The sequence below is a fragment of the Staphylococcus sp. FSL W8-1207 genome (genome assembly GCF_038003745.1).
In the GTDB taxonomy this organism is placed as follows: domain Bacteria; phylum Bacillota; class Bacilli; order Staphylococcales; family Staphylococcaceae; genus Staphylococcus; species Staphylococcus equorum.
Genome location: NZ_JBBOPU010000001.1, coordinates 422,973 through 447,946, shown reverse-complemented (window position 1 = coordinate 447,946; position 24,974 = coordinate 422,973). Strand labels below are relative to the sequence as shown.

18 protein-coding genes, 6 tRNA genes and 3 rRNA genes are annotated in these 24,974 nt (G+C 35.6%); 5 read left to right on the top strand and 22 right to left on the bottom strand.

What is annotated here, in order from left to right; all coding sequences use genetic code 11:
• Positions 1 to 20 precede the first annotated feature (20 nt).
• Genes NSR03_RS02145 through NSR03_RS02135 form a run of 3 tightly spaced genes read left to right on the top strand, consistent with a single transcriptional unit; the run spans position 21 to position 3,594 of the window.
• Positions 21 to 2,051 carry a BglG family transcription antiterminator gene (locus NSR03_RS02145; RefSeq protein ID WP_069813802.1) on the top strand — a complete coding sequence of 677 codons (2,031 nt, stop codon included), beginning with the start codon at positions 21 to 23 and terminating at the stop codon, positions 2,049 to 2,051.
• A gap of 5 nt (positions 2,052 to 2,056) precedes the next feature.
• Positions 2,057 to 2,491 carry a PTS sugar transporter subunit IIA gene (locus NSR03_RS02140; RefSeq protein WP_021339808.1) on the top strand — a complete coding sequence of 145 codons (435 nt, stop codon included), beginning with the start codon at positions 2,057 to 2,059 and terminating at the stop codon, positions 2,489 to 2,491.
• Positions 2,491 to 3,594: a mannitol-1-phosphate 5-dehydrogenase gene (locus NSR03_RS02135; RefSeq protein WP_021339809.1), complete on the top strand. Its 1,104-nt coding sequence runs from the start codon at positions 2,491 to 2,493 to the stop codon at positions 3,592 to 3,594. Before NSR03_RS02140 ends, NSR03_RS02135 begins: the two co-directional genes overlap by 1 nt.
• A gap of 95 nt (positions 3,595 to 3,689) precedes the next feature.
• Here NSR03_RS02135 and glmM read toward each other — a convergent pair whose 3' ends face one another.
• From glmM to NSR03_RS02040, 19 genes are all read right to left on the bottom strand, one after another.
• Entirely contained in the window at positions 3,690 to 5,045 is a 1,356-nt protein-coding gene (gene glmM / locus NSR03_RS02130) for a phosphoglucosamine mutase (protein ID WP_069813804.1), read from the bottom strand.
• Between the two features lie 29 nt (positions 5,046 to 5,074).
• On the bottom strand, positions 5,075 to 6,007 hold the full coding sequence (locus tag NSR03_RS02125) for a CdaR family protein (protein WP_021339811.1): 933 nt from the start codon (positions 6,005 to 6,007) through the stop codon (positions 5,075 to 5,077).
• Between the two features lies 1 nt (position 6,008).
• A complete protein-coding gene (gene cdaA / locus NSR03_RS02120; protein WP_002507018.1) occupies positions 6,009 to 6,815 on the bottom strand; it encodes a diadenylate cyclase CdaA in 807 nt (268 codons plus the stop codon).
• A 137-nt stretch (positions 6,816 to 6,952) separates the two neighbouring features.
• Positions 6,953 to 7,858: an arginase gene (gene rocF, locus NSR03_RS02115; RefSeq protein WP_021339812.1), complete on the bottom strand. Its 906-nt coding sequence runs from the start codon at positions 7,856 to 7,858 to the stop codon at positions 6,953 to 6,955.
• Between the two features lie 290 nt (positions 7,859 to 8,148).
• Positions 8,149 to 8,221: transfer RNA gene (locus NSR03_RS02110), tRNA-Lys, on the bottom strand.
• Between the two features lie 4 nt (positions 8,222 to 8,225).
• Positions 8,226 to 8,300, bottom strand: a tRNA-Gln gene (locus tag NSR03_RS02105).
• A gap of 4 nt (positions 8,301 to 8,304) precedes the next feature.
• Positions 8,305 to 8,388: transfer RNA gene (locus NSR03_RS02100), tRNA-Tyr, on the bottom strand.
• Positions 8,389 to 8,404: 16 nt separating this feature from the next.
• A tRNA-Val gene (locus NSR03_RS02095) sits at positions 8,405 to 8,480 on the bottom strand.
• 8 nt (positions 8,481 to 8,488) lie between these two features.
• A tRNA-Glu gene (locus NSR03_RS02090) sits at positions 8,489 to 8,560 on the bottom strand.
• A 3-nt stretch (positions 8,561 to 8,563) separates the two neighbouring features.
• Positions 8,564 to 8,638, bottom strand: a tRNA-Asn gene (locus NSR03_RS02085).
• An 11-nt stretch (positions 8,639 to 8,649) separates the two neighbouring features.
• Positions 8,650 to 8,764 (bottom strand): 5S ribosomal RNA (gene rrf, locus NSR03_RS02080).
• Between the two features lie 81 nt (positions 8,765 to 8,845).
• Positions 8,846 to 11,769 (bottom strand): 23S ribosomal RNA (locus NSR03_RS02075).
• A 288-nt stretch (positions 11,770 to 12,057) separates the two neighbouring features.
• Positions 12,058 to 13,610 (bottom strand): 16S ribosomal RNA (locus tag NSR03_RS02070).
• The 16S, 23S and 5S rRNA genes sit together here with 6 tRNA genes alongside, the layout of an rRNA operon.
• Positions 13,611 to 14,102: 492 nt before the next feature.
• Positions 14,103 to 15,167 (bottom strand): Mrp/NBP35 family ATP-binding protein, encoded by a 1,065-nt coding sequence (locus NSR03_RS02065; protein ID WP_002507016.1) that lies wholly within the window; start codon positions 15,165 to 15,167, stop codon positions 14,103 to 14,105.
• Positions 15,168 to 15,489: 322 nt separating this feature from the next.
• Positions 15,490 to 15,942 (bottom strand): SepA family multidrug efflux transporter, encoded by a 453-nt coding sequence (locus NSR03_RS02060; RefSeq protein ID WP_002507014.1) that lies wholly within the window; start codon positions 15,940 to 15,942, stop codon positions 15,490 to 15,492.
• Between the two features lie 224 nt (positions 15,943 to 16,166).
• Positions 16,167 to 17,507, bottom strand: a complete 1,341-nt coding sequence (sdrM, locus tag NSR03_RS02055; RefSeq protein ID WP_021340029.1) for a multidrug efflux MFS transporter SdrM — start codon at positions 17,505 to 17,507, stop codon at positions 16,167 to 16,169.
• A gap of 338 nt (positions 17,508 to 17,845) precedes the next feature.
• A complete protein-coding gene (gene trhA / locus NSR03_RS02050) occupies positions 17,846 to 18,529 on the bottom strand; it encodes a PAQR family membrane homeostasis protein TrhA (protein WP_021340028.1) in 684 nt (227 codons plus the stop codon).
• Positions 18,530 to 18,546: 17 nt separating this feature from the next.
• The gene (locus NSR03_RS02045) at positions 18,547 to 19,734 is read right to left on the bottom strand and encodes a UTP--glucose-1-phosphate uridylyltransferase (protein WP_021340027.1); all 1,188 of its coding nucleotides are present in this window, start codon (positions 19,732 to 19,734) and stop codon (positions 18,547 to 18,549) included.
• 124 nt (positions 19,735 to 19,858) lie between these two features.
• Positions 19,859 to 20,353 (bottom strand): metal-dependent hydrolase, encoded by a 495-nt coding sequence (locus NSR03_RS02040; RefSeq protein ID WP_002507010.1) that lies wholly within the window; start codon positions 20,351 to 20,353, stop codon positions 19,859 to 19,861.
• A 176-nt stretch (positions 20,354 to 20,529) separates the two neighbouring features.
• Here NSR03_RS02040 and NSR03_RS02035 point away from each other — a divergent pair, with 176 nt between their 5' ends.
• Together NSR03_RS02035 and NSR03_RS02030 are read left to right on the top strand one after the other, a co-directional pair.
• Positions 20,530 to 20,790: a SunI/YnzG family protein gene (locus NSR03_RS02035; protein WP_002507009.1), complete on the top strand. Its 261-nt coding sequence runs from the start codon at positions 20,530 to 20,532 to the stop codon at positions 20,788 to 20,790.
• A gap of 159 nt (positions 20,791 to 20,949) precedes the next feature.
• Entirely contained in the window at positions 20,950 to 21,264 is a 315-nt protein-coding gene (locus NSR03_RS02030; RefSeq protein ID WP_002507008.1) for a heme oxygenase, read from the top strand.
• A 123-nt stretch (positions 21,265 to 21,387) separates the two neighbouring features.
• On the opposite strand, the gene NSR03_RS02025 is transcribed toward NSR03_RS02030, so the two are convergent.
• The 3 genes from NSR03_RS02025 to NSR03_RS02015 all read right to left on the bottom strand — a co-directional run bounded on the left by NSR03_RS02025 (position 21,388) and on the right by NSR03_RS02015 (position 24,965).
• On the bottom strand, positions 21,388 to 22,761 hold the full coding sequence (locus NSR03_RS02025) for a YjiH family protein (RefSeq protein ID WP_069813202.1): 1,374 nt from the start codon (positions 22,759 to 22,761) through the stop codon (positions 21,388 to 21,390).
• Between the two features lie 210 nt (positions 22,762 to 22,971).
• The gene (locus NSR03_RS02020; protein ID WP_069813204.1) at positions 22,972 to 23,934 is read right to left on the bottom strand and encodes a FecCD family ABC transporter permease; all 963 of its coding nucleotides are present in this window, start codon (positions 23,932 to 23,934) and stop codon (positions 22,972 to 22,974) included.
• On the bottom strand, positions 23,931 to 24,965 hold the full coding sequence (locus NSR03_RS02015; RefSeq protein WP_069801832.1) for a FecCD family ABC transporter permease: 1,035 nt from the start codon (positions 24,963 to 24,965) through the stop codon (positions 23,931 to 23,933). Before NSR03_RS02015 ends, NSR03_RS02020 begins: the two co-directional genes overlap by 4 nt.
• Between the last annotated feature and the right edge of the window lie 9 nt (positions 24,966 to 24,974).

The window sequence follows — 24,974 nt, the reverse complement described above, 5'->3', positions numbered from 1 at the left end:
TAATACTGGAGGGTATGACTATGTTTTTGAGTACACGTGAAAAAGAAATTATCGAAATGTTAATTAAGTATCACGGTCAATATGTCACGATTTATGACATTGCTCAACATCTAGCTGTATCCTCTCGTACTATTCATAGAGAGTTAAAATCCATTGAGTCATTCATAAATACGTTTAATATTAAATTAGAACGTGTGACTAAAAAAGGAATACAACTCGATGCAGATGAGCATGCAGTGACCTCACTGAAAAATGTACTGTCACAACAAAATACAATCGATTTATCTCAAGAAGAACAAAAAGTTATTATTTTATATGCTTTGATTCAAGCTAAAGAACCTATCAAGCAATATGGCTTAGCACATGAAATTGGTGTATCTACACAGACGTTAACCAAACTTTTGGATGAATTAGACATTGAACTTGATCAATATCAATTAAAATTACAGAAAAAACGCGGCGAAGGTATTCATTTAAGTGGCGCTGAATCAAAAAAACGTGAATTATTAAGTCAACTTATGGTCAATAATTTAAATAGTACAAGTCTCTATTCAGTGATTGAAAATCATTTTGTCTATCAATCCATTAACCAATCTCAACTGGCGATGGTAGATATGGATAAAATTTTCCAAGTAGAACGCATACTTATGGATCATTTAGATCAACTCCCCTATTCATTGACTGAATCTAGTTACCTTACATTGACTGTGCATATTGTATTAAGTATCGATCGCATGCTTAATGGTGAATACGTTGCGCTAAATAATGATATCTATAATAATGTTAAAGATTCATTTGAACACAAAGTAGCTGCTGCACTCGCCTTACATTTAGAACATATTTATGGCGTGCAGTTCAATCAAGCAGAAGTAACCTTTATTACAATTCATTTGCGTGGTGCGAAACGTAAGGAATCCGTTGAAGTGTTTAAAGATAATAAGGATGAAGCTCGTATCGATCAACTTATTCACTCTGTTGCTAAATATTCACAACAAGACTTTAAAGATTGGGATACACTGAGTGAAGGTTTGAAATTGCACCTTATTCCTGCAATTAATCGATTGAACGCAAATATTGAGACATATAATCCATTAACAGAAATGATTAAACATAAATACCCTAGACTTTTTGAAAGTGTACATCGAGGTTTATCACATATTTGGCCAGATTTTAATTTTCCAGATAGTGAAATTGCATTTATTGTGTTGCATTTTGGTGGCGCTATTCAAAATCAAGGAAGTCCATTTTATAGCGTCTTAGTTGTTTGTAGTAGCGGTATTGGAACAAGTCGCTTACTAGCTACACGATTACAGCAAACATTCAGTGAGATTCAAAAAACGACACAAGCTTCTGTTGGAGATTTAAATGAATTAGATTCAACACAATTTGATGCGATTATCACGACCGTAGATTTAGATATTACAACACCTTATATCACTGTAAATCCATTACTGCCTGATTCAGATATTAATCATGTTGCTGCATTTCTAAACATGCAAAAAGACGTACAACCAAGCGACACATTAGATTATACACATCAAAATATACCAGATCCTGAAGCTAAACTATCTTATATCAGAAAAGGTTTAGAACTTATTGATTCAGTATATATTGATTATATAAGCGTTTCTAATTGGACTAACTATTTAACTGAAACATTATTATCTCACCAAATTATTACAGATGGTCAGTCATTCGCTGAACTCATTAAGCATCATATGGACACTCAAGGATTTGTCTTGGAACCATATCCGATAGCCATACCTCATTTAAAGAATCAAATAATTCAAAAGCCTTTTATTTTAATTACGATTTTAAATGAGCCTATCATGCTTAAAAGTAATCAAAATGACGATTTATCAGTAAATTATTTATTAAATATGTTTGTACCGCATGATGATACGATGTCACAACTTGTCAGTGACATATCAGGAAAAATGGTTGAACATTTAGACAATATTGATGAATTTATGCAACATCCAGAACAATTGTTAGATATTTTAAAACAGAGTTATCTTATACAATTACAAAATCTATTAAACTTGGAGTGAAGAAAATGAGCGAATTATTCAGTAATGAAAACATTTTTATTAACCAATCAATGAAAGACCAAAACGAAGCAATTGAAAAAGCGGGACAAGCCTTAGTTTCAAGTGGTGCCGTGACAGAAGCATATATTCAAGCAATGAAAGACCGTGAACAAGTCGTTACGACTTTCATGGGTAACGGCTTAGCAATTCCACATGGTACTGACGAAGCTAAAACAAGTGTCTTAAAATCAGGATTAACATTAATTCAAATCCCTGAAGGTGTCGATTGGGACGGTGAAGAAGTTAAAGTCGTTGTCGGAATTGCAGGTAAAGACGGTGAACATTTAGATTTACTTTCTAAAATTGCAATTACGTTTAGTGAAGAAGAAAATGTTGAGCGTATTGTTAAAGCTTCATCTGCAGAAGAAATTAAACAAGTCTTTGAGGAGGCTGACGCATAATGAAAGCATTACACTTTGGTGCAGGTAACATAGGCAGAGGTTTTATCGGTTACATCTTAGCTGATAATGACGTTAAAGTAACATTTGCAGATGTGAACGCTGATATTATTAATGCTTTAGATGAAAAACAAGAATATGATGTCATTTTAGCTGATGAAGCTCAAACAACAACACGCGTGCATAACGTTGATGCAATTGATTCAGGTTCTCTTTCTGAAAGTTTGAAAGAAGCAGTATTAGAAGCAGACTTAATTACCACTGCAGTTGGTGTTAATATCTTACCAATTATTGCTAAATCATTTGCGCCCTATTTAAAAGAAAAAGAAACACCTGTAAATATTGTGGCATGTGAAAATGCTATTATGGCCACGAACACTTTAAAAAAAGCGATTCTAGATATAACTGGTCCTTTAGATGACCATATCCATTTTGCTAATTCAGCAGTCGATAGAATCGTGCCAATGCAAAAGAATGAAAATATTTTAGATGTCGTGGTTGAACCATTTTATGAGTGGGTTATAGAAAAAGATAATTGGTTCGGTCCAGAATTAAATCACATTAAATATGTAGATAACTTAACACCATATATTGAAAGAAAACTACTAACTGTGAATACTGGTCATGCTTACCTAGCTTATGCAGGTCGATACTTTAATCAACCTACAGTATTAGATGCTATTAATGATGAGAATATTAAACATGATTTAGATAAAGTGCTTAAAGAAACTAGCCAGTATATTACAAGTCAATTTGATTTTACAGAAAATGAACAAGCACAGTATGTTGAAAAAATTATAGGTCGTTTTAAAAATCCTAACTTATCGGACGAAGTTACACGTGTCGGTCGTGGCACAATTCGTAAAATAGGACCTCAAGATCGTATCATTAAGCCATTAAATTATTTATATCAAAATAATTTAGCGCATGACGGTTTAGTTAAAGCAGCTGCATTGTTGTTAAAATATGATGACTCTAACGATCCCGAAACAGTAGAGAAAAATGATTATATTAAATCCAACAGCGTTGAAGCATTCTTAAAAAATTATGCTAAAATCGATGAACAATTAACTACAGAAATTGTTCAAGCATATAACGTATTATAATATTTTAAAATTGCTGTCAAATAGTAATAAAAAACTGGGAACAAGTGTTTTAACCTTGTTCCCAGTTTTTTTATTTTATCAAAAATGGAATTTGTTTATTCGTCTAATCCCATTTTATCTTGTACCACGTCTGCAATTGTTTGCGCGAAATGTTGTGCATCTTCATCAGTTGAAGCTTCAACCATTACACGAACAAGTGGTTCTGTACCTGAAGGTCTTACTAATATACGGCCTTCCCCGTTCATTTCTACTTCTACTTTTGTCATTACTTCTTGAACAACAATATTTTCTTCTACACGATATTTATCTGTAACTCGTACATTGACTAGTGATTGAGGATATTTTTTCATTTGGCCTGCAAGTTGACTTAGACTTTTACCAGTCATTTTAATAATACTTGCTAATTGTACACCTGTTAATAAACCGTCACCTGTCGTATTATAATCCATAAGAACGATATGACCCGACTGTTCGCCACCTAAATTATAATTGCCTCTTCTCATTTCTTCAACAACATAACGATCTCCAACTTTAGTTTTGTTTGATTGAATACCTTCATTTTCTAAAGCTTTATAAAATCCTAAATTACTCATCACTGTTGAAACAATCATATTGTTATTAAGCTCACGATTCTTAGACATCGCTTGCCCGATAATAAACATAATCTGATCACCATCAACGATTTCTCCATTTTCATCAATAGCGATAAGTCTATCTCCATCACCATCAAAAGCAAGTCCAAAGTCACATTCAGATTCTACAACTTCCTTAGCTAATGTTTCAGGATGTGTTGAACCAACTTCTTTATTTATATTATAACCATCTGGATTACATCCAACTGTCACAGTATCTGCTTCTAAATCTCCGAATAAAAATGGCGCTAATGATGAAGTAGAACCATTCGCTCCATCTAAGCCAATTTTCATGCCGTCTAGATTTACATCTACTGTTGATTTTAAATAACTGATATATTTTTGACTACCTTCAAAATAGTCAGAGTAATGAACGATATCTTCTCCAATTGGTCTAGGTAAGTCAGGATTATCTTGATCTAAAAGAGTTTCTATTTCTTGTTCTTGGTCATCTGACAATTTAAAACCGTCTGAACCAAAGAATTTGATACCATTATCTGGAACTGGATTATGAGAAGCAGAAATCATGACGCCTAAATCAGCTTCCATTGCACGAGTTAAATAAGCAACTCCGGGCGTTGATATAACACCTAAACGCATTACCTCTGCACCAATTGAAATAAGTCCAGCAATTAAAGCTGATTCTAACATTTCTCCAGAAACACGCGTATCTCTACCAACGAGTACTTTAGGGTGCTTTTCCCCTTCATTATGTGCTAATACGTAACCACCGTAGCGTCCTAATTTAAATGCAAGTTCAGGGGTAAGTTCTTTATTAGCTACGCCCCTTACGCCGTCTGTTCCAAAATATTTTGCCATTATATATATCTCCTTTATTTTAAAAAAATCTATTTGACTGTAATTGTTGCAGTTGTATCTTTAGGACTTACTTTAGTAACCTTATCAGGTACTTCAAACGTAATATCTTTTTCAGTAGAACCTGCCACATCATCCAAATCAATATTGGCTGTAATTTCATCAATATCTTCTAGATCTTCTTTATTACCATAAATTTCAACTTCCTCATTATTTAATTCGATATTATCTACTTCACGACCGTTTGATAATGAGCCTACTGTTTTAGTTTTTACTTTCACTTTTTTACTATAGTCTTCTACTTTCACACTTAGATTGACTTCATTTGGTTGAACCATCACATCAATTTTATTTAAGTTTCTATCAAATGCAGTAATTTGTGCAACATCTGTTGTGTCTTTAGAAATTTTACTTTTATTTTTATATGTTGCTTTTAAATAAGCAATTTTATCAATTTGATTTTTACCGCCAGTCACTTTAACAGTTTCTGGTGACACGCTCTGTTCACTCACTTTATATTCCGGATCCAAATCATTATTACTTACATCTGGTTCTACTTTTAATGTTTTACTTACTTTCTCTTCCAGATTTATGGTTGTTTCTTTCGGTTTCACATTATAATCAATATCTTTATTTAACCCATTCACTTGGAATTGTGTAGTATGCTTACCTGCTTTTTCTTCACTCAAGTCTAATACGGCTTTAATACTTTCACCATTTTCAGCCTTTAGTACTTGTGATTGTGGTCCGGATATTTCTACATCTACTTTATTTGGAACTTCACTGGCATACAATGATGTGTTGTCATACTTCACTTGAACTGGTACATCTTCAATTGTTTCTGAAGATTTCTGTCCTAAGTTATCAGCATTAAAAATATTGCCAAACATATTATTAACTGATAAGAAAAATATTAACGCTAATACAAGTGCTATTAACCTTAATCCCCACTTACTTTCTAGCATATTATTTCACACCTTTCTTGTTAAAGTGTGTGCCAAACCAATGTTCAGCCAATAATTCTTCAAAAGCTTCGTTAGAAATATCTTTTCTTAATTTACCATCAAATGTAACGGAAATTGACCCTGTTTCTTCAGAGACAATAACTGTAAAAGCATCAGACACTTCAGAAATACCAACTGCCGCTCTATGTCTTGTACCTAAGCTTTTAGCAATCTTGGCACTATCTGATAATGGTAAATAACTTGCAGCACTTGCAATTTTGTTTTCCTGTATGATCATCGCACCGTCATGTAAAGGTGTGTTAGGCACGAACACGTTTGTTAAAAGTTCTTGTGATATTTCCGAGTTCATGGCAATACCAGTTTCGATATAATCTTGTAATCCTGTTTCATTTTCAAAAACAATCAATGCGCCAATACGTCGTTTTGCCATATACTGCACTGCTTTGGATACAGAGGATATAAGTTTTCCTTCATCACTATTTAAATTAGTTGAATAGCGTTTAAATAGACTTCCACGACCAAGTTGTTCTAATGCGCGTCTAATTTCTGGTTGGAATATTACGATTAAAGCTAACACACCCCATTGAATAACTAAATCAAACAATTTGGCTGTGGCTGTTAAATTTAACATTTTACTCACTTGTTGACCAATAACTATTACGACAATTCCCTTTAATAGTTGAATGGCTTTGGTACCTTTAAAAACTGTAATGAGAAGATAAAGTACATACCATACTATGAGCAAATCGAGTACACTTGCAATTATTTTCACTGTACTCCAGTCATCAAAAAAGTTGGATAAATCCATAACATCTCCTCCGGTTATCTGTTCCCATGATATATATTATACCAATCATAAAGCCAACTGTCATATTTAGTATTTAATTTTATTGTAAAAATTAAAAAAACTGATATGGATTTAATCCACATCAGTTTCATTACTAATTATAGAAGCGTTTCTCCAAAGAAACTACCTACTAAACCAACAGCTTGTTTAGCTGTATCATTGGTGTGATCTATTAATGGATTAACTTCAACTATATCCATAGAAGTTACACACTTCGAGTTATGTAATAACTCTAACGCAAAATGACTTTCTCTATATGTCAAACCACCTAAGACTCTAGTGCCTGTTCCTGGTGTTTCAACAGGATCCAACGCATCGACATCTAATGATAAGTGTATACCGTCTGTTTTAGCTTCTAGATACTCTATAGTTTCATCCATTACTTGTTTAATACCATATCGATCAACTTCCGCCATAGTATAAGTTTTAATATTATTTTCTTTTATGTAACGGCGCTCGCCATCGTCTAAGTCTCTCATTCCTATAAGAACGATATTTTCTGGCTTTACTTTAGGTGTATAATTTGAAATGTTAACTAAACGATCATCCCCGTCTCCAGCAAGCACACGTAATGGCATCCCATGTATATTCCCTGATGGTGATTCTTCAGGTACATTCAAATCCCCATGTGCATCATACCAAATAACGCCTAAATTATTATAGTGTTTACTTACGCCAGATATTGAACCTATAGCAATGGAATGATCTCCTCCAAGAATTAATGGGAAGTTATTTTTCTCAATACTATTCGATACAGCTTCACTTAAGTTGTTAGAAACAGTAATAATTTCATCTAAATTTCGTAAGCCCTCTTGCTCTGAATTAAACTTATCTAAATCGATTGCTGGTACTTCAATATTACCAGAATCTTCAACGGATAAACCTATCGCTCTAATACGATCAACAATACCTGCATATCGTATAGCATCTGGACCAAAGTTAACCCCTAATTTCCTTTGACCATATGTTGATGGTGCTCCAATTATTTCTATTTTTTTATTCATGTTAAAAACCCCTTTGCTTTCATCTGTTACTAGAATAATCGAAAGCGCTTTATGTTTCAAGTTAATGTAATATCATAATTTTTTTATAAAATCGACATTTTACATATAAAACCAGTATAATGATTTATAATTCATAAAAAGGCCTTATATTAGCTTTTACATACTATTCTAATCATAAAAATGTATATAAATTATTTTGAATTTTCTTTATTATATTATCATTTAAAATTTTTAGTAATTTTAATTTTCAACACAAAAAAAGCATTTCTCTTATGAGAAATGCTATAGAGTGAGCCATAGTGGGCTCGAACCACTGACCCTCTGATTAAAAGTCAGATGCTCTACCAACTGAGCTAATGGCTCTAAATGGCTGGGCTAGCTGGATTCGAACCAACGAGTGACGGAGTCAAAGTCCGTTGCCTTACCGCTTGGCTATAGCCCATTAATGGTGGAGGGGGGCAGATTCGAACTGCCGAACCCGAAGGAGCGGATTTACAGTCCGCCGCGTTTAGCCACTTCGCTACCCCTCCGCTATTAAATTAAAAATGGTGGAGGATGACGGGTTCGAACCGCCGACCCTCTGCTTGTAAGGCAGATGCTCTCCCAGCTGAGCTAATCCTCCAATATGTATGACCCCGACGGGACTCGAACCCGTGTTACCGCCGTGAAAGGGCGGTGTCTTAACCGCTTGACCACGGGGCCATATGGCTCCACAGGTAGGACTCGAACCTACGACCGATCGGTTAACAGCCGATAGCTCTACCACTGAGCTACTGTGGAATAATGAAATTGCCTGGCAACGTCCTACTCTTGCGGAACGTAAGTCCGACTACCATCGGCGCTAAGGAGCTTAACTACTGTGTTCGGCATGGGAACAGGTGTGACCTCCTTGCCATTGTCACCAGACAATGAACTGTATAAAAAATTATACATTCAAAACTAGATAGTAAGTAAAATTTGATAATGCCAAACAAAACACTTTTAAATTTGATTAAGTCTTCGATCGATTAGTATTCGTCAGCTCCACATATCGCTATGCTTCCACCTCGAACCTATTAACCTCATCATCTTTGAGGGATCTTATAACCGAAGTTGGGAAATCTCATCTTGAGGGGGGCTTCATGCTTAGATGCTTTCAGCACTTATCCCGTCCATACATAGCTACCCAGCGATGCCGTTGGCACGACAACTGGTACACCAGAGGTATGTCCATCCCGGTCCTCTCGTACTAAGGACAGCTCCTCTCAAATTTCCTGCGCCCACGACGGATAGGGACCGAACTGTCTCACGACGTTCTGAACCCAGCTCGCGTACCGCTTTAATGGGCGAACAGCCCAACCCTTGGGACCGACTACAGCCCCAGGATGCGATGAGCCGACATCGAGGTGCCAAACCTCCCCGTCGATGTGAACTCTTGGGGGAGATAAGCCTGTTATCCCCGGGGTAGCTTTTATCCGTTGAGCGATGGCCCTTCCATGCGGAACCACCGGATCACTAAGTCCGTCTTTCGACCCTGCTCGACTTGTAAGTCTCGCAGTCAAGCTTCCTTATGCCTTTACACTCTATGAATGATTTCCAACCATTCTGAGGAAACCTTTGAGCGCCTCCGTTACTCTTTAGGAGGCGACCGCCCCAGTCAAACTGTCCATCTGACACTGTCTCCCACCATGATAAATGGTGCGGGTTAGAAATCCAACACAGCAAGGGTAGTATCCCACCAACGCCTCGACGTAAGCTGGCGCTCACGTTTCAAAGGCTCCTACCTATCCTGTACAAGTTGTACCGAATTTCAATATCAGACTACAGTAAAGCTCCACGGGGTCTTTCCGTCCTGTCGCGGGTAACCTGCATCTTCACAGGTACTATGATTTCACCGAGTCTCTCGTTGAGACAGTGCCCAAATCGTTACGCCTTTCGTGCGGGTCGGAACTTACCCGACAAGGAATTTCGCTACCTTAGGACCGTTATAGTTACGGCCGCCGTTTACTGGGGCTTCGATTCGTAGCTTCGCCGAAGCTAACCACTCCTCTTAACCTTCCAGCACCGGGCAGGCGTCAGCCCCTATACATCACCTTACGGTTTAGCAGAGACCTGTGTTTTTGATAAACAGTCGCTTGGGCCTATTCACTGCGGCTCTCCTGGGCGTTAACCCTAAAGAGCACCCCTTCTCCCGAAGTTACGGGGTCATTTTGCCGAGTTCCTTAACGAGAGTTCGCTCGCTCACCTTAGAATTCTCATCTTGACTACCTGTGTCGGTTTGCGGTACGGGCACCAAAATTCTAGCTAGAGGCTTTTCTTGGCAGTGTGAAATCAACGACTCGAGGAAACAATTTCCTCTCCCCATCACAACTTGACCTTAAGAGTGCCGGATTTGCCTAACACTCAGTCTCATTGCTTGGACGTACAATCCAATAGTACGCTTCGCCTATCCTACTGCGTCCCCCCATCGCTTAAAACGAAATTTGGTGGTACAGGAATATCAACCTGTTATCCATCGCCTACGCCTATCGGCCTCAGCTTAGGACCCGACTAACCCAGAGCGGACGAGCCTTCCTCTGGAAACCTTAGTCAATCGGTGGACGGGATTCTCACCCGTCTTTCGCTACTCACACCGGCATTCTCACTTCTAAGCGCTCCACATGTCCTTGCGATCATGCTTCAACGCCCTTAGAACGCTCTCCTACCACTGTCCTTACGGACAATCCACAGCTTCGGTAATATGTTTAGCCCCGGTACATTTTCGGCGCAGTGTCACTCGACTAGTGAGCTATTACGCACTCTTTAAATGATGGCTGCTTCTAAGCCAACATACTAGTTGTCTGGGCAACGCCACATCCTTTTCCACTTAACATATATTTTGGGACCTTAGCTGGTGGTCTGGGCTGTTTCCCTTTCGAACACGGACCTTATCACCCGCGTTCTAACTCCTAAGATAAAATTGATTGGCATTCGGAGTTTGTCTGAATTCGGTAACCCGATAAGGGCCCCTCGTCCAAACAGTGCTCTACCTCCAATAATCATTACTTAAGGCTAGCCCTAAAGCTATTTCGGAGAGAACCAGCTATCTCCAGGTTCGATTGGAATTTCTCCGCTACCCACAACTCATCCGCTCACTTTTCAACGTAAGTCGGTTCGGCCCTCCATTCAGTGTTACCTGAACTTCAGCCTGGTCATGGGTAGATCACCTGGTTTCGGGTCTACGACCAAATACTCAACGCCCTATTCAGACTCGCTTTCGCTACGGCTCCACATTAACTGCTTAACCTTGCATCAAATCGTAACTCGCCGGTTCATTCTACAAAAGGCACGCCATCACCCATTAACGGGCTCTGACTACTTGTAAGCACACGGTTTCAAGTTCTATTTCACTCCCCTTCCGGGGTACTTTTCACCTTTCCCTCACGGTACTGGTTCACTATCGGTCACTAGAGAGTATTTAGCCTTGGGAGATGGTCCTCCCGGATTCCGACGGAATTTCTCGTGTTCCGTCGTACTCAGGATCCACTCAAGAGTGAACAAACTTTCGACTACAGGATTATTACCTTCTTTGATTCATCTTTCCAGATGATTCGTCTAATTTGTTCTTTTGTAACTCCGTATAGAGTGTCCTACAACCCCAACAAGCAAGCTCGTTGGTTTGGGCTCTTCCCGTTTCGCTCGCCGCTACTCAGGGAATCGATTTTTCTTTCTCTTCCTGCGGGTACTAAGATGTTTCAGTTCCCCGCGTCTGCCTTCAGATATGCTATGTATTCACATATCGATAACACGACATAACTCGTGTTGGGTTTCCCCATTCGGAAATCTCTGGATCAAAGCTTACTTACAGCTCCCCAAAGCATATCGTCGTTAGTAACGTCCTTCGTAGGCTTCTAGTGCCAAGGCATCCACCGTGCGCCCTTAATAACTTAATCTTTTCGACCTTCAACACGATAAAATCGGTTGAAAACCTAAAATGTTATTAATCTGTGAGTGTTCTTTCGAACACTAGCGATTATTTCTATTTTTTTGAATTCAAGCTTTTTAAAACTCTAATTCACTCGGTTTTGCTTGGTAAAATCATAAATTTTACTTACATATCTAGTTTTCAATGTACAAAATAACGCAATGAATACTCGTAATGAGCATTCAAAACTGAATGCAATATGTCAATGTCGTTCCTCTTCATCTTCTCAAGGAAGATGTTCCGAATATATCCTTAGAAAGGAGGTGATCCAGCCGCACCTTCCGATACGGCTACCTTGTTACGACTTCACCCCAATCATTTGTCCCACCTTCGACGGCTAGCTCCATAAATGGTTACTCCACCGGCTTCGGGTGTTACAAACTCTCGTGGTGTGACGGGCGGTGTGTACAAGACCCGGGAACGTATTCACCGTAGCATGCTGATCTACGATTACTAGCGATTCCAGCTTCATGTAGTCGAGTTGCAGACTACAATCCGAACTGAGAACAACTTTATGGGATTTGCATGACCTCGCGGTTTAGCTGCCCTTTGTATTGTCCATTGTAGCACGTGTGTAGCCCAAATCATAAGGGGCATGATGATTTGACGTCATCCCCACCTTCCTCCGGTTTGTCACCGGCAGTCAACCTAGAGTGCCCAACTAAATGCTGGCAACTAAGTTTAAGGGTTGCGCTCGTTGCGGGACTTAACCCAACATCTCACGACACGAGCTGACGACAACCATGCACCACCTGTCACTTTGTCCCCCGAAGGGGAAGGCTCTATCTCTAGAGTTTTCAAAGGATGTCAAGATTTGGTAAGGTTCTTCGCGTTGCTTCGAATTAAACCACATGCTCCACCGCTTGTGCGGGTCCCCGTCAATTCCTTTGAGTTTCAACCTTGCGGTCGTACTCCCCAGGCGGAGTGCTTAATGCGTTAGCTGCAGCACTAAGGGGCGGAAACCCCCTAACACTTAGCACTCATCGTTTACGGCGTGGACTACCAGGGTATCTAATCCTGTTTGATCCCCACGCTTTCGCACATCAGCGTCAGTTACAGACCAGAAAGTCGCCTTCGCCACTGGTGTTCCTCCATATCTCTGCGCATTTCACCGCTACACATGGAATTCCACTTTCCTCTTCTGTACTCAAGTTTCCCAGTTTCCAATGACCCTCCACGGTTGAGCCGTGGGCTTTCACATCAGACTTAAGAAACCGCCTACGCGCGCTTTACGCCCAATAATTCCGGATAACGCTTGCCACCTACGTATTACCGCGGCTGCTGGCACGTAGTTAGCCGTGGCTTTCTGATTAGGTACCGTCAAGATGTGCACAGTTACTTACACATTTGTTCTTCCCTAATAACAGAGTTTTACGATCCGAAAACCTTCATCACTCACGCGGCGTTGCTCCGTCAGACTTTCGTCCATTGCGGAAGATTCCCTACTGCTGCCTCCCGTAGGAGTCTGGACCGTGTCTCAGTTCCAGTGTGGCCGATCACCCTCTCAGGTCGGCTACGTATCGTTGCCTTGGTAAGCCGTTACCTTACCAACTAGCTAATACGGCGCGGGTCCATCTATAAGTGATAGCAAAACCATCTTTTACTTTAGAACCATGCGGTTCCAAATGTTATCCGGCATTAGCTCCGGTTTCCCGAAGTTATTCCAGTCTTATAGGTAGGTTACCCACGTGTTACTCACCCGTCCGCCGCTAACTTCAAAGGAGCAAGCTCCTTATCCGTTCGCTCGACTTGCATGTATTAGGCACGCCGCCAGCGTTCATCCTGAGCCAGGATCAAACTCTCCATAAATGAATTATGATGTTTGATTAGCTCATAAAATACTAATTTGTGTGTTATCTCTAACACGTTTGAACCAACAATTTAATGTTGTGTTCGGAATTAACGTTGACATATTGCAATTCAGTTTTCAATGTTCATTTGGATAATTGCTTTATTACTATACCATTTCAATTGACGTTGTGTCAATAAAAAATTAATATTCTTTAACAATCATTTAACATTACTCTAATAATATTAAAGTATTTCTTATAAAGTTTCAAGTATATTTTTTACACTTTTTCGAAATTGAATTAAATAATGTTTTTGTCGTTTTTGACGACTTTTATATAATATCAATTCCACAAGAGAAAGTCAATACTTTTTTGTTTATTGTGATTTGTTACGTTTACACTGTATCGTGCTTTCGTTGGTCACAAGAAATAATTCTACCACCATTCAAAAAAATTGCAAGAGAAAAGTGGGTAAAAATTAAATTAATTTCTACCCACTCCTTAAATACTACTATTTACTAGTCTTTTCAATGATTTGTTGTGCCATTGATTGGTATATTTCTCCTAATCTATCATCTGGTTGATAAATGGAAGGCGCGAAATCTTTTGGATTCCATGATGGTTGTTCTAATGGTAGGTGACCTAATAAGTCTGTTTGTAATTCTTCAGCAAGCTTTTCACCGCCACCTGTTCCAAATACATATTCTTTATTTCCAGTTTCTTCGCTTTGGAAGTAAGACATGTTTTCTATTACACCTAAAATCGTGTGTTCAGTGTGTTTTGCCATTGCTCCAGCTCTTGCTGCAACAAATGCTGCAGTAGGATGAGGTGTTGTTACAATAATTTCTTTACTTGATGGCAACATCGTATGTACATCTAAAGCAATATCCCCTGTACCTGGAGGTAAATCTAAAATTAAATAATCTAAATCTCCCCATCGTACTTCAACAAAGAAATTCGTAAGCATTTTCCCTAACATTGGGCCTCTCCATATAACTGGTGCGTTCTCTTCAACAAAGAAAGCCATTGAAATTACTTTCACACCATGACGTTCAACTGGTATGATTTCTTTACCTTGTACCCCTGGTTTTTCATCAATTCCCATCATGTCTGGAACGCTAAAGCCATAAATATCAGCATCAACTAGACCAACTTTTTTACCTTCTCTAGCTAATGATACTGCTAAATTGACTGCTACTGTTGATTTTCCAACGCCACCTTTACCAGAAGCGATAGCTATAAACTCTACAGGATTGTCTTTAGATAATAAGCCTTCTATTGTTTGTTGCTCGTCATCACTCGTACCTCTATATTGTTCTACTACATCAGATGGTAATTCTTCAAATCTGATGCCAACTGTATTAGCCCCATTTTCTTTTAATACTTCCACTACGGCCATTTGTAAATCTAATTGAGGTTGTCCCCCTAATTGAGCCATAGCTATTTTGACACTTACATGCTCTATTTCTTCTTTAATAGTAACCTCTATTATTCCATCAGTTTCTTTTAAAGGTACATTTATTATTGGATCTTTTAATTCTCCAACAAGTTCTTTAACTTGCTCAGTCGTTAACACAATGCGTCCCCCTCTTTATAAAATAATCATTATTTATATTCTAACAAACAAAACTTAAGTTTGCTTTAAATAGTTTATATTCAGTATAAATATAATCAGCTTATTAAAAAAGAAGTTAGCTCACTTCACTCTCTATTAAAGAATAAATAAACTAACTTCTTAAAGTAATTGCTATATGTCTTTCTTAAATGGTTACTTTAACTATCGGAGATAAAGTTAAAGTATTACAGTTTCTACTATATATTAACATTATATTCATTCTTCATAATCACAACAGTTAAAGTGCTTCAATTAACTGTTGTGATTTTCTAAAATAAGATGCTTATTTTCCATTTAAGTTTTCACTATCTGGATAAAATATTTCCTTACATATAAATAAGAGTCCAATGATAAATACAATCACCCAAAAATCAATATTTATATAAGTGTAATGGATATGCACTATGAAGTAAAATAGCAAAGTTGTTACAGTGAAAGTAATTAAGTGATAAGTTAACCCTTTAAAATATGGGTTATCTGGTAATTTTTTTCTAAAGTAATCCATTAAATTCTCTATTATAAACAAATTGAAATAACCTAATACAATATAACTACCATAATAAATTAAGTTATCGTAAAAGTTTTTGTTATATCCAAAATACGCAAGATGGAAATAAATTAGGATTCTACTCAAACCATATAATCCAAATCCTAAAAATGTTAAAAATATAGCCCCAGAAATAATAAATACCGAAAGTACAATAAGCGTTGTAAATAAATATTTTATATATTTCATTGCTTACTGTCCTCCCTTTTCACTCTATTTCGATATTCCGTTTAATAATCACCTAACTTTTATTACAACCTCGCTAGTATTTATTATTAAAACTATAATCGCATAAACTATATTACCATTATAACAACTCACTACCAAATACAAATTAACACGAAGCTCTACTCTTCAAATTATATCGTTTATTGATGAAGTAAATCATGTTTTAGTTATATAGATACAGTTTACTAATTAGATTCTTGTTTCTGTTCTTTATAAAACATAATCCATAAAACTATTAGTATAATCAATATAATTAAACTAAGTAAGATAACATTGTGTATTTGCAGACTGATAAAAGTGAACGATAAAGCATAAACGTAACCCATTACAGTAGAACCTATTGAATTACCTAAACTCTTAGTTAATGTATAGAGTGACATCATCCGCTTCATATTATTTAATGAAGTCTCTTCTTGAGTTATAACACTATCTTTTGTATAAACTGTGCCAAAGCTAACCCCTGCAAGTAATAAACTAAATGCTATAAATAATGGCGATTCGGTGCCTATAAATATTAAAATGCCACATAGCATTAATAGTGTGAAAGCAAAAATATATAATCCTTTTCTACTCATTCTAACCTCTAATTTATCTAATGAAAAATTAAGCGCTAACCAAGCAAATGAAATTGGAAATATTACAAAGCCACTTTGTAATGGTGAGAGGCCCATTTCTTCTTGTAAATAAATAGGCATATATAAGTTGTAACCCATCAAAATAATTGCATAAGCAAAATCAGTAAAGAATATTAAAATAATTGTCTTATTAAATTCTGTAACTGGTACAAATGGTGTTTTTATGTTTTTTTCATTTTTGTATAGAACCACTGCCATTATACAAGCTAAGATAAGTGAAATGATGTTTAAATATAAATTCGCTTTATTCATAACTGTAAATATTAAAAAGAAGATTAATACATAGAAGTACGTTAAGCCCTTCACGTCTAATTTATTTTTTGCAGTTGTATTTTCATTTTCAAAATGGAATGTGATTATCACCAATACCATAGCAGCAATTGCAATCGGAATATTCACGAAGAATAACCAGTGCCACGTTGCAAATTCTAAAATAGTTCCTCCCAAAACCGGGCCAATAATGCTAGAAATCCCCCACACACTACCAACAATTCCCATAATTTTATAACGTAATGGGATTTCAAAGGCAAGTTTAGGTACTATTTGACTCAATGCCATCATTACACCAGCACCTAAACCTTGTATAAAACGAGACATGATAAGTATCTCGAAAGTGCCACTTATTCCGGATAAGAAACTTCCTATAGTAAAAAGCAATAATCCTAAAAGTGTGATATAAATAATTTTCGTTCGATCTAGTAGTTCTCCTACAATCGGATTAGCTATGACAATTGCAATAAAATAAACTGCGAAAATCAATGAAATGGATGAAGTAACATTTAAGTCATCTCTTATAGTAGGAATTGCTAAAGAAACAATTGATGTTTCGATGGCAGACATAAACATAATTAATATTAATGCAACTACGACACCTAAAGACTTAATATTCATAATCTACCTCCTTGCATAACAAATTAAAATTCTTTTAGCATAATCAGAGCAATTACTATGTAGTAATAAGTTTCAAATCGACTTTTTGAGGCTAGGGCAGAAATACATGTTACAGTCTAAATCTTTCTTTTTTTAAAAAAAGAGCGGGATAGAAATCAAAATCTGATTTCATATTCCCGCCCCCACAAAGCCTACTAAAAAATAATACAAGAGCCGAAACTCTTGCATAAGTACTTAAAACAAGCCGATATATATCAGACAGCTAGTGCCCATATAATAATTGCTTTTAAAACATAGATTTATGTCCTAGAGACTACTAAATCTATGTTTTTTTAGAATTACATAAAATATAAAATAGCTATAAAATGAAATACGGATGCAATTACTATAAAGAAGTGCCAAATCATATGAAAATATGGACGATCTTTTTGTGCATAGAACCATGCTCCAACGGTATAAGCAATCCCACCAAATAGTATAAATAGCATAAATGTTACCGATGAATCGAAAATAATTGTCGGTAAAAATAAAACGCCAATCCATCCCATAACTAAATACATAGTTAAGCTCAATTTATGACTAACATTTTTAGCTAAAGATTTGTATAGAATACCCCAGAGTGTAATACCCCAAAGTACTGCCATTGCAGTCCATCCTAACCATCCACCAATTAACACTAAACATATTGGCGTATATGTTCCAGCAATTGCAACATATATCATACTGTGATCAATAATTCTGAGTATATATTTATGCGAAGAATTATTAGGCATCGCATGATAAATCGTTGAAGATATAAGCATTAGGAAAATACTTATCACATATAGCGAAACGCTAAATGAACCTAATATGCCATGATCCAAAAAACTTTGTATTGCTGCATAAGGCAATACACATAAAGCAATGAATGCAGCTGCCCCATGTGAAACTGCATTTCCAATTTCCTCACCAAATGTTAAAGGTACAATATTTTTAAATGTTTTAGCCACTTTGCTATTATCTACATCTACTGTATGAGACATAAGTGTAACCACCTTTTTTATATCAAATTCATACGTTTCAAATCAGCTGTAGCTGTTTCAACACTATCTTTACCTTCTTTATTTTTTAAAGGAGAAAACTCTTCTTCTCTCGGTACTTGTAATGTAATAAAGCTATTAGCATATTGGAAAATATCAAAATAGAATAATTCAAACTTAAGTGTCGGTTGCTCAATTACGCCAAAATCATCATCTAACTGTTTTAGTTTTTTAATCGCTAAATGATATGGCAATGCATGATCAACCACATTGTTAATAAATAAAAGTTTAAATGTATGTATTCCTATATTAGCGTTATTAAATTCATTAGCAACTTCAGGGTCTAATTCTGAATATTCAAGTACAGTATCTTTTTGATTAGCTGTCACTAATCTACCAACACTTTCTCCCTCTTTAGGTTGAATTGACTTTGTAGTGATATCCATACTTTTTTGGAATGTATAACCTGCAAATAATGGATCCAATACTTTCACAAGAACGTTATCAATATTATTCAAGAAAATATATTCCACTCCATTGTCAGTCATTTCATCTAAATAGCCTGAATTTTTAAGTGATTTAAACACGCCACCATTACCGTTAGGCGTTTCTAGGATATTACCATCTACGTCTAAAACTAACTTGCCTTCTTCAGATAAGGCAACAATGTTCTCTTGCTTGAAAAAGTGCACATGTGATTTATCATATCCAAAATAATCTTTAGCTTCGAAAAATAGTTGTGTTTCTTTGTCATTTACTTTGCTAGTCATGATATACCAATCGACAGCTACACCTGTTTGCTCTTTTAATGATATTAATTGTTGTGCTTGAATTTCAAATAAACTAACGCCTTCAATTTCAAACGAACCTTTAGGTCCTTTATAACCTAAACGCGTCCCTTGTCCACCTGCCATTAATAACACTGCAAATTTACCTTTTTGAATTGCGTCTAAACCAACTTCTTCATATTTTTTGATTTCTTCTTCTGAAAAATCATTTTTAACATCATATTTCACCTCATTAATAGAGGAAACGTCATCGATTACTTTTTTATTTACATACAAATCTTCGTATAAATCTTGAATATCAGATAAGTTTAAAGAGTCTACTTTATTAGCCAATTGTTCTTTCTCATTTGTACTCATTAGTTTTTCAAATTCAATTAAATGGTCTTGATTAAACTTTTCTAAACCTTTCTTATCTAGCATGTTCTCTCTCCTTAATATTCAAATATTAGATAAAAATAGTATCTTATTACTGACTTGAATATATAATTTCACTATTTGTACTTTATATTATTATGATTATATGCACAACCTTAATCATAACCATTTAAAAAAAAAGCTGCTTAATAAATGGTTGAAAAAACACATAAGTTGCGCCTATAGTTAACGCGCTCGCAAGTGATAAATCAACGAGACCACCTGTTTTAAAAACTAAAGGGAATTTCACACTGATTGGGATAGGATATAAAAATTTAACTCCCCTAGGTGTTAACATATCTAGTATAACATGAGACAGCATTCCTAATATAATCGTAATTAAATAATAAATTGGCGTTTGAATAGCATATAATAAACAAATTATAATTGAAATAAATAATAGCGAGTGTGTAAATGTCCTGTGACCAAATAATAATCTAATAAAAAAGCTCAAAACTTTAAATCGTCTACCAATTTTACTTTGTGCATGACAAATATCAGGTAATAAACTTGATATAACTGCAAGCGTTATAACCGTAATTGATGTAAACAAATCTGTATGAAAATATTCTATAGTTAATGCGCCTACTAATAAACCGCATGATGCGTGGGTTTTACCTGTCATTTTCACTTCTCCTTATCGCAATATATTTTATCATATCTTTTATATCAATGCGAACGTACTTTCGGAAAAAACACTGAGTATAACATATTAAATAAAAGTATCACACATTTACTTGAAAACGGTTGCATGTTGTTGTATGATATAGCTATAAATTAATTAAAGGATGTGTTCTAGATATGGCAATGACAGTTAAAAAAGATAACAATGAAGTAAGAATTCAATGGAGAGTTGCAGATATTAAGATTCCAACAAGTGATATTAAGAACATTTCACAAGATCAAAATATCCATGAAATTCCAAAATTAGATAGAAACAAAGTTTCGAGAATTGGTTCTACTTTCGGAAAAACGAACCGTGTTATCATCGACACTAATGACCATGAATACATTATTTATACGCAAAATGATCAAAAAGTATATAATGAAGTAACAAAATAATATTAAACAATTAACAATAAAAAGACGCAATTCTAACCCCACGTTAGAATTGCGTCTTTTTTATATTAATCACGACTTAAACATATAAGGGATATCAATTAACCTCTAATTCACAATGATGATATACTATAGCTAAATCTTAGAAAGTGGGTGCATATCATGTACGTTGTTACGAATAGAATTGATGTTAAAAAAGGTTTTGCAGAAAAAATGGCGCCTAATTTTACAAAAAAAGGCAAAATAAATGAATTAGAAGGATTCCGTAAAGTTGAAGTTTGGCTAATCGAAGACGAAACAGATTACGATCAAATGTATGTGAATACTTGGTGGGATTCTGAAGAAAATTTCAAAGCATGGCTTGAAAGTGATGCGTTTAAAGAAGCACACGCAGGTAAGTCAAAATCTAAAAGTGAAGATTCACCAGTCATAGGGAATAAAGTTGTTAAAGCAAATGTTTTATCAACACTTAATTAATCAGATACGTTTGTAAGTTTAAATACAACAAAACAGTAAATATTGCAAAACACCCCGAAGATTAGTTTTTCAATCTAACTTTCGGGGTGTTTTAATTGTATTCATATTCATAATGTTTTTAAACTAATTAAAATATAGATGCGCCATCAACGCTATAATCGGTAATGCAATAATTGTTCTGATTAAGAAAATAACAAATAGTTTAAAGATACTGACTGGAATTTTCGAGCCTAATATCACCCCACCTACTTCTGATAAGTAGATTAACTGACTAATACTTAATGCACCGATAACGAATAATGTAATATCATTGCTTACGCCCTCAATTAATATAGAAGGTAAAAACATATCGGCAAAGCCTATTAATATTGTTTCTGATGCTTGAGCAGCTTCAGGAATTTGCAGCAATTCTAAATATGGTACAAATGGTTTACCTATAATTGCAAATATTGGTGTGTAGGTCGCAACGATTGTCGCTAGTGTACCAATACTCATAACAACTGGTAAAATAACAAACCACATATCTACAACTGTTTTAAGTCCCGATTTGAAAAATGATTTGAATCCTGGTGCATTAATACCTGTTTCTGTTGCCATATCAAAACCGTGACTTAATGCTGTTTTATTTTTTGGTAATTTTTCCGTTCTCATTTCTTCAGATACTTCTTTTGAGTATTCGTCTTTGATAGATTTTAATGGCCAGACTCTTGGCAAAATCAATGCACAAACAATACACGAAACAATAACTGAAAAGTAGAAATAGAAGAAATGGTTTTGCATATGTACTGTTTCCGCAATGACGATAGCAAATGTTATAGATACTACACTAAAGGTAGTAGCAATAACTGTTGCCTCACGTCTAGAATAAAAACCACTTTCATATTGCTTACTTGTTATTAATACCCCTACTGTGCCATCTCCAATAAACGATGCTAAGTTATCCACTGTAGAACGCCCTGGTAATGTGAATAAAGGTCTCATAATAGGTCTAAAGATTGGACCTAAAAATTCTAACAATCCATATTCCATAAGTAATGGTAAAAATAATGCTGCAAATAAGAATACAGCAACTAATGTTGGCAATAAACTTTCAAATACAAGCCCGCCAGTGTCTGCAGAATATATTACTTCAGTACCAACTTTCAAATAAGTCATCCATACAAAGACAACTGCTAATATTCTTAATAGCAACCAGACGATGTTCACATTAAATGCATTATATAAAAGACCGTCTGGTTTTAATTTATTTTTCAGTATTGTAGAGCATAAAATCGATAATATGCCTGATATTGTGACAATCAAAACAATAATTAATGGCATGGCATTCCCTAGCACATCTTGTAATAGTCCTGCTAAAAACGCAACGGGTAATGTGGTTTGTTTAACACCATCTTCAGTCACAGTAATAGGTACTAAAAACAAGATAATACCAATTAATGACATGACAATGAATTTTAATCTACCTCGTACTAATTGTGATTTACTATATTTATTCATTTCATTCACCCCTTAGGTGTTTATATTTTTATATACACTTAAAAAAGCAACAGCAATAATTATAACCTATTATGTATAAATATGTAAATCAATAATTTTAGGTTTTTATTGTCTTCTTGTATATGTATAAATAAAATAATTGACTCTAATATTATTTAGGGTCAATTACACTTTATATGAAAACGCTTACTTTTGCAATTTATTTTTGAATTATATTTTTCTTATTAAAAATAAAAAGTATGGAACGCCGACAATAGCAACGATTACACCGACAGGAATATCGATAGGTGGATGAATACCTCTTGCAAGTCCATCACTAATTGACAGTATAAGTGCACCAATCAAACCTGACATAATTATGATGTGGATATGTTTATGGCCAACTATTCGTCGTGCTATATGCGGTGCAATCAGTCCAAGAAAACTTAATCCCCCGACGAGTGAAATTGAAGCGCCTGCTAAAGCTACTGCTAAAAATAATAAAATCATTTTAATCTTTTTAATTTTTGTCCCTAGTCCCAGCGCTACATCGTCACCAAGAATTAAAATATCTAACTGATGACAGTAATAAAAAATGAGCGGTAAGGTAATGATAAACCATGGTAATATCACTGTTATGTTCGACATGTTGTGACCATATAAACTTCCAGTAAGCCAAACTAATGCAGTATTTGCATCTAGCGGATTACGTATTAACATATATTGAACAATCGCCGTACAAATTGCACCTATTGCTAAACCAATTAATGCGATTTTGGAACCTTTCATATTAAATTTAGATATTAACAAAGTCAAAATCAAACTAATACAAAATGCACCAAAGAAAGAACTAAATGGCAAAATATATAAAGGCGCTGTAGGAAATAGCATTATAACCGTAACAGCGGATAAACTCGCACCTTTTGTAATACCAATAACATCTGGTGATGCAAGTGAATTTCTTACAATACCTTGTATCAGAGCACCAGAAATCGCTAAGCTACTACCAACAATCAAAGCCAAGCACATTCGTGGCACTCGATACTCATTTAAAATAAAGTTATCTTGTGAAAGTAAACTTTTAACCACTTCAGCAGGATGTATAAATACTGAACCTATGGACAATAATCCAATTGCAAAAATAATAAGTAATATCGTCACAATCGTATATTTTAATATAAGTCTAATATTCATATGCGATCCACTCCTTTAGCAGTAATTGCAAGGAAGTATAATGCACCTACAAATGAAGTAACAATACCTACAGGCGATTCAAATGGAAATGCAATTAATCTACTGAGTACATCAGATAGCAATAATAAGTCTGCACCAATAATTATCGCTAAAGGAATCATCACCCTATAATTTGTATGTACATAATATTTAACAATATGTGGGACGATTAATCCTACGAAGCCAATAGGACCCGCTACTGAAACAGAAGTTCCTGCTAATAAAATAACAAGTATAGCTATAATAATTCTCACTACTTTTACATTTTGCCCTAAAGATGTAGCTAACTGTTCACCTAGCTCCATAATTGTTAATTGTTTTGCTATCATAATAGTCCCAATAAAAGCAATAATAAGCCAAGGTAAGATGCCTAAAATTTGTGTCCAGTTGATAGTAGATAATGAACCTACAAGCCAAAACATAACTGTGGAAGTTGCATGTTCGTTTAGTAGAATAATTCCTTGAGTCATACTTGTAAAAAATAAATGAATGGCCATACCTGCTAGTGCTAACTTAATTGGTGTTATTCCTTTTGTAGATCCTGACAGCAGATAAACTGTTAAACCACCTACAAACGCGCCAAAAAATGCTAGTATTGTAGCAAATGGTGTTAAGGCAGGTATAAGCATCGTGATAAATACGATAACAAAAGAAGCGCCCGAGTTAACGCCAAATATTTGAGGCGATGCCAAAGGGTTTCTCGTCATAGCTTGCATGAGTAATCCAGCCACGCTAAGTGCTGCACCAATGAATAGTGCTGCAATCATTCTAGGCATACGCACATTATGAATTAAAAATGTTTGTTTCGTTTGATCGTGTGTCCATAGATAATCTATAAAATCCTTCGTTGTAATGTGTGAAGCACCAACCGTTAAATTAAAATACATCATAACAAAAAGCGCACCCACACTCACAATGAATATGAGTGCTGTGCGTTTTTGTATTTTGCTTTCAGACCTATTGGTTTGACTAATACGCTTTACTTTAGCCATTTACCATCA

Bases quoted from the DNA above. Each gene is read 5' to 3' on its own strand.
- NSR03_RS02125 (WP_021339811.1), bottom strand. From the start codon at position 6,007: ATGCTAGAAAGTAAGTGGGGATTAAGGTTAATAGCACTTGTATTAGCG.
- glmM (WP_069813804.1), bottom strand. From the start codon at position 5,045: ATGGCAAAATATTTTGGAACAGACGGCGTAAGGGGCGTAGCTAATAAA.
- NSR03_RS02135 (WP_021339809.1), top strand. From the start codon at position 2,491: ATGAAAGCATTACACTTTGGTGCAGGTAACATAGGCAGAGGTTTTATC.
- NSR03_RS02030 (WP_002507008.1), top strand. From the start codon at position 20,950: ATGTACGTTGTTACGAATAGAATTGATGTTAAAAAAGGTTTTGCAGAA.
- rocF (WP_021339812.1), bottom strand. From the start codon at position 7,858: ATGAATAAAAAAATAGAAATAATTGGAGCACCATCAACATATGGTCAA.
- NSR03_RS02015 (WP_069801832.1), bottom strand. From the start codon at position 24,965: ATGGCTAAAGTAAAGCGTATTAGTCAAACCAATAGGTCTGAAAGCAAA.
- trhA (WP_021340028.1), bottom strand. From the start codon at position 18,529: ATGTCTCATACAGTAGATGTAGATAATAGCAAAGTGGCTAAAACATTT.
- cdaA (WP_002507018.1), bottom strand. From the start codon at position 6,815: ATGGATTTATCCAACTTTTTTGATGACTGGAGTACAGTGAAAATAATT.
- NSR03_RS02025 (WP_069813202.1), bottom strand. From the start codon at position 22,761: ATGAATAAATATAGTAAATCACAATTAGTACGAGGTAGATTAAAATTC.
- NSR03_RS02140 (WP_021339808.1), top strand. From the start codon at position 2,057: ATGAGCGAATTATTCAGTAATGAAAACATTTTTATTAACCAATCAATG.
- sdrM (WP_021340029.1), bottom strand. From the start codon at position 17,507: ATGAATATTAAGTCTTTAGGTGTCGTAGTTGCATTAATATTAATTATG.
- NSR03_RS02060 (WP_002507014.1), bottom strand. From the start codon at position 15,942: ATGAAATATATAAAATATTTATTTACAACGCTTATTGTACTTTCGGTA.
- NSR03_RS02045 (WP_021340027.1), bottom strand. From the start codon at position 19,734: ATGCTAGATAAGAAAGGTTTAGAAAAGTTTAATCAAGACCATTTAATT.
- NSR03_RS02145 (WP_069813802.1), top strand. From the start codon at position 21: ATGTTTTTGAGTACACGTGAAAAAGAAATTATCGAAATGTTAATTAAG.
- NSR03_RS02020 (WP_069813204.1), bottom strand. From the start codon at position 23,934: ATGAATATTAGACTTATATTAAAATATACGATTGTGACGATATTACTT.
- NSR03_RS02040 (WP_002507010.1), bottom strand. From the start codon at position 20,353: ATGACAGGTAAAACCCACGCATCATGCGGTTTATTAGTAGGCGCATTA.
- NSR03_RS02035 (WP_002507009.1), top strand. From the start codon at position 20,530: ATGGCAATGACAGTTAAAAAAGATAACAATGAAGTAAGAATTCAATGG.